The organism is Klebsiella sp. Ech2A (assembly GCF_030078455.1).
GTDB classification, from domain to species: Bacteria; Pseudomonadota; Gammaproteobacteria; order Enterobacterales; family Enterobacteriaceae; genus Klebsiella; species Klebsiella terrigena.
The window spans coordinates 1-5,082 of the sequence record NZ_JAQGFU010000262.1 but is presented as its reverse complement, the minus strand read 5'-3'; the positions used below and the strand labels follow the sequence as shown (position 1 = coordinate 5,082).

The 5,082-nt window shown below is 60.1% G+C and carries 5 protein-coding genes and 1 pseudogene; all 6 read right to left on the bottom strand.

Translation table 11 applies throughout. The annotated features are described in order from the left end of the window. The coding region (locus tag PFH44_RS24890; RefSeq protein ID WP_283826483.1) for an HAD-IC family P-type ATPase at window positions 1–1,637 on the bottom strand (1,637 nt) is incomplete at its 3' end. Between the two features lie 219 nt (window positions 1,638–1,856). Further along, window positions 1,857–2,204, bottom strand: a complete 348-nt coding sequence (locus tag PFH44_RS24885; RefSeq protein WP_283826482.1) for a DUF1493 family protein — start codon at window positions 2,202–2,204, stop codon at window positions 1,857–1,859. Continuing rightward, window positions 2,189–2,590 (bottom strand): annotated as a pseudogene (locus PFH44_RS24880) (STM2901 family protein). The gene PFH44_RS24885 and the pseudogene PFH44_RS24880 overlap by 16 nt, the downstream one beginning before the upstream one ends. 197 nt (window positions 2,591–2,787) lie before the next feature. Beyond that, window positions 2,788–3,558 carry a heme ABC transporter ATP-binding protein gene (locus PFH44_RS24875; protein WP_283826481.1) on the bottom strand — a complete coding sequence of 257 codons (771 nt, stop codon included), beginning with the start codon at window positions 3,556–3,558 and terminating at the stop codon, window positions 2,788–2,790. After that, entirely contained in the window at window positions 3,555–4,547 is a 993-nt protein-coding gene (locus tag PFH44_RS24870) for a FecCD family ABC transporter permease (RefSeq protein ID WP_045855411.1), read from the bottom strand. The genes PFH44_RS24875 and PFH44_RS24870 overlap by 4 nt, the downstream gene beginning before the upstream one ends. A gap of 51 nt (window positions 4,548–4,598) precedes the next feature. Further along, window positions 4,599–5,082, bottom strand: a 484-nt coding sequence (chuY, locus tag PFH44_RS24865; RefSeq protein WP_283826480.1) for an anaerobilin reductase, incomplete at its 5' end; no start/stop codon positions are given.

Below are 5,082 nucleotides of genomic sequence, written 5' to 3'. Positions count from 1 at the left end.
GCCTTGTCGAGAGCGGTAAAGGTTTTCACCGCCACAACCTGCGGTTTCCCTTCGGTCAGGGTCCCGGTTTTATCGAATACGACGGTATCCAGCTGGCTGGCGCGCTGCAGCGCATCGGCGTCGCGCACCAGCACGCCGTACTCTGCCGCCCGCCCGACGCCGGAAATAATCGACATCGGCGTAGCCAGGCCCAAAGCGCAGGGACAGGCGATAATCAGCACCGTGGTGGCGATGATCAGGGTATAGACGATTTGCGGCGCCGGACCGAAGAAGTACCAGATTGCCGCGCTGAACAGCGCAATAACCACCACCGTCGGGACGAAGACGGCGGAAATTTTATCCGCCAGCTGGCCGATTTCTGGCTTACTGCTCTGCGCCTGGCGCACCATGCGGATAATACGCGCCAGCGTGGTCTGACTGCCCACGGCGCTGGCGGTAAACAGGACGCTGCCGTCCTGCACAACCGTCCCGGCGTGCAGGGGATCTCCGCTGCCTTTTTGCTGCGGGATCGGTTCGCCGGTCAGCATGGCTTCATCCAGCCAGGCCTCGCCCTGAGCGATGATGCCGTCAACCGGCACCCGGTCGCCGGTGGTCAGACGCAGGGTCATGCCGGGCATAACGTCGGCCAGGGGTACGCTTTTTTCGCCCTCGGGCGTGACTACGCGTGCTGACGGCGGCGTCAGATCGAGCAGCTTTTCCAGCGCCCGGGAAGAGCGCTGCCGGGCGCGGGCTTCCAGCATATGACCGAGGTTAATCAGGCCGATAATCATGGCGCTGGCTTCATAGTAGAGGTGGCGGGCTTCCATTGGGAACCACTGCGGCCACAGGTTGACGCTCATCGAGTAGAGCCAGGCGACCCCGGTGCCCAGCGCCACCAGCGTATCCATGGTGGCGGTGGCGTTTCTCAGGCTTTTCCAGGCGCTGCGGTAGAAGTGGCCGCCGGCAAAGACCATCACCGCCAGGGTGACAAGCCCGATAGCCAGCCACAGCGAGCGGTTGTCGTCGGTGACCATCATGTTGTCACCGAACATTCCCCACACCATCACCGGAACGCCCACCAGCAGGGCGACGATCGCCTGCCAGCGGAAGCGTTTCATGGTGGCGATGGCGGTTTCCTGCTGGCGCTCGCGGCGCTCCAGGTCATCTTCGATAGCCTCGGCGCCGTAGCCTGCCTTCTCCACCGCCTGCACTAATTCTGCGGCGGACGCGCTGCCCATGACCAGCGCAGTGCGTTCCGCCAGGTTTACCCGCGCCTGCGCGACGCCCGGTACCGCGGCAAGCGCCTTCTGTACCCGGGAAACGCAGCTGGCGCAGCTCATGCCGTTGATCAGCAGCTGTTGACTGTCATCGCTATCATGGGCTGCCGGAAGCGCAGGAGAGGCCGCTGTCAGTGCTTCCGACGGGAGTGTTGATTCCGCCAGCGGTTTAGCCTTTGGGTGGCTGAGCTCCGCACCGTATCCGGCTTTCTGAATCGTGTCGATGAGCGCTTCAGCGCTGGCGCTACCGGTGACGTGGGCTTCGGTCGTGGTGACCTCCGCCAGCTCAACGTCAGGACGCTGCTCCAGGCTCTCTTTTACGCGTTTGACGCAGTGGCCGCAGGTGAGGCCATCGAGCGTCAGGTCGATGGTTTGTGACATAACAAACTCCTTTATTACGTGGATGAGCTGACTGTGATAAAGGTTAAACCTTCCAGCAAGGGGAAGGTCAAGGCGTTTTATCGTTTAGGTTGATGCCAGTGTTCCGGAGCGACAGCGCCGGTACGTAAGGACATCTAAAGTGGAATTCCAGATATTCTGAGTCGGCTGGCGTGATTGACTCTCCTCGCATGGGGGAGCTATTTGCAGTAAATATCTTATTCAGTCGTACAGCCATTTACCCGCTTTGGCTGATTCGGCAAACACTCTTATGGTTAGAGGCTTGCGGGAACTCTCCACGTCCTCGCGCTTAGCCTTAAACCACCGCGTTAGTCGCGGCGTGTTTTCCCATGGAAAATAAGATGACCATTTGACAGCAGATAGATCGACATTAAACCGATCCTCAAATTTATCCAAAGCGTCGTGGAGGTCGTCGCCGGGAGCATCAAACAAATCATCGTCGAGCTCCAAAGGAATCTCGTTCCAGCCGCCGTCTAAATATCCTGAGATCTCTTTCCTGAAAAGCGCCAGCACCTCTTCCGATATGGGATCCATCAAAAGGATGTCCACCGTATACGATGCTTCGGGCGGGCTATGAGGTTGTATTTTTCCTGAGTTTTTCTTGCTGTCTGGTAAATTGAATTTACAAGACCTATCCAACCTAACCAGGGAATATAGCGAGCGATAACCGCAGCAAGGTTATTCGTTTTACGCATTTTCACGCCGACGGGTCCAGGAACTCTGATGCCAAATGGCTTTCGGGCATTGCTCAAAATTATTCTCCCGTATCTGGAAACAACACTCGTGCCTTTTATCGCTTCTCCGGGTTTAGCCCTGGTTTTTAACCACGGTTGACCAGCAAGAATAGCGGCACCTGACTCAATGGCGATCCCCAGTTCATCACAAAATTGTCCGTGCTAGAAGTGGGTTCCGTTCAGTTCTTCTGTCGTATCAATTCGATTACCTATTATTCCGTCTGCCGTTCGTTCCAGGCATCAGTGAATATTATATTTTTACGAGGTGTTGCTGGTTAATAAGTCAGGGTTATATAAAAACTTGCTTTATATTTTATGTCGATAAATTTCTTGCTGTAATGAAATACTGAATCATCATGGCAATGAAGGGGAACTCCGAAGCCGGAATCCCCCTGTGCTTAATGGTCAAGAACGATAAGCGGCGTTTGATTTTCAGACTCTTTAATTACCGTGATATCCGCGCCGTAGAGGTCTTTCAGCGCCCGCTGCTGCATAACCGCCTGCGGGGTGCCGCTATTGACGACGCGCCCCTTATCCATCAGCACCACGCGGTCGGCGTAGCGGGCGGCGAGATTAAGATCGTGCAGGACGCAGCAGACGTTGAACTGCCGCTCGCGCACCAGCCGGCGCAGCAGGCGGAAAAGATGCTGCTGGTGGTGAATATCGAGGGCGGAAGTGGGCTCATCCAGAAACAGCCATTTGGGCGACGGGATCGGCTCCCAGAGCTGCACCAGCAGGCGCGCCAGCTGTACCCGCTGCTGCTCGCCGCCGGAGAGCTGTCGATAGTCGCGGGCGGCCAGCTCGCGGCAGTCGCACAGCGCCATAATGCGATCCGTTTCATCATGGGAGCCGCGCGTCCGCCAGGGGTGCCTTCCCATGCGGATCACCTCCTGCACGCTGAACGGAAACGCCATATGCCCGTTCTGCCGCATCACGGCGCGGGTCTTCGCCAGCTCGGTTATCGACCACGCCTCCAGCGGCGTACCCAGCAGGGAGCATCGTCCGCCGTGCGGCCGCAGATAGCCCGTGAGCTGGCGCAGCAGCGTCGATTTTCCAGCGCCGTTCGGGCCGAGGATAGCGACGATCTCCCCGCCGGGCAGCGTCAGAGAGACGTTATCGGTCAGACGCCGTCCCTGCAGGGTATAAACCAGATTTTCGGCCTGAATCATGACGCCCTCCGGCCGCGCAGTATCAGCCACAGAAAATAGGGGCCGCCGATCAGGCTGGTCAGCAGGCCGACGGGCATCTCCGCCGGCTGCACCAGCGTGCGGGCAAGGGTATCGGCCACCAGCAGCAGGCAGGCGCCGGCCAGGGTCGAGCAGGGGATAAGCCAGCGATGGTCGGCCCCGGTGGTCATGCGGATCAGGTGCGGGACAACCAGACCAATAAAGCCGATAACGCCGCTCACCGACACCGCCGCGCCCACCAGCAGCGAGCTGAGCAGCAGCAGCTGCTGACGCTTACGGCTAACGTTAACGCCGAGATAGTGCGCCTCTTCATCGCCCAGCTGCAGCAGGTTGAGCGTCCCGGCAAGAAACAGCGTGGCGACAATGGCCGGCAGAATAAACGAGCCGGCGACCAGCAGCGTAGGCCACTGCGCCTGGCCAAGATTACCCATCATCCATAGCGTGAGCTGGCGCAGCTGCTGCTCGTCGCCGATGTAGCTCAGCACGCCGATCGCCGCGCCGCACAGCGCGTTGATGGCGATCCCGGCTAACAGGAGCTGCATCATGCCGCCGTGAGCGTGGCGCCGGCTGATGAGAAAAATCACCACGCAGACCGCCATACTGCCGGCGACGGCGAAAATCATCTGCTCGTACAGCGCCAGAACCACCGGAAATGAGAAGGGCAGAACGATCGCCACCCCCACCATCAGCGCGGAGCCGCTGCTGACGCCAAGCAGGCCGGGGTCGGCCATTGGGTTACGAAACAGGCCCTGCATAATGACGCCAGCCGTCGCCAGCGCGCTGCCCACCAGGACCGCCAGCAGAACGCGGGGAAGGCGAATGTTCAGCCAGATATCGCGGTATTCTTCGTCAAACAGCGCGCTGAAGCTGATGTTCAGCGCGCCCTGGCTGGCACCAACCAGCACCAGCGCGGCCAGCAGCAGCGAAAGGCCCGTCAGTACGCTGACGGAAGAGAGTGAATCCTTGAGCACGCAAAACTCCATTACGTCTTTGCGGCGCGGGCGAGCCGCGCCGCGAGGGGATTACGCCGGCTTCAGGCCCGGCTCAATCAGGCTGTAGATCTGATTGTTGAGCGCCGGCGCGGCGGCCAGCTCGTGAATATGCGCGGCAACGTCCGCACGCCTCACGAAACCATGGCACTCCTGATTCTGCAAGCGCTGCGCTTTACCGCTCGCCTCGCCGTTGAGCAGGCCGCCGGGGCGCAGGATGGCGTAATCCAGGCCGCTGGTTTGCAGCCAGCTTTCCGCCAGCGTCTTTTCGCGCACCGCCTGACCGAACGCGGCTTTGGCGCGCGGGGATAAAAAGGGCCAGCTATCGCCGCAGCCTAGCGACGTCACCAGAATCATCCGCTCGATGCCCGCCGCCTCTGCCGCATCAATAACGGTCCTGTGCGCCAGGTAGTCCTCGGCGCCGCCCATGGAGGAGACGATCAGCGCATCCGCACCGGCGGCATGACAGGCGTCAGCCACCACGTCGGCATCGCAGGCGTCGCCGGCGGAAACCGCC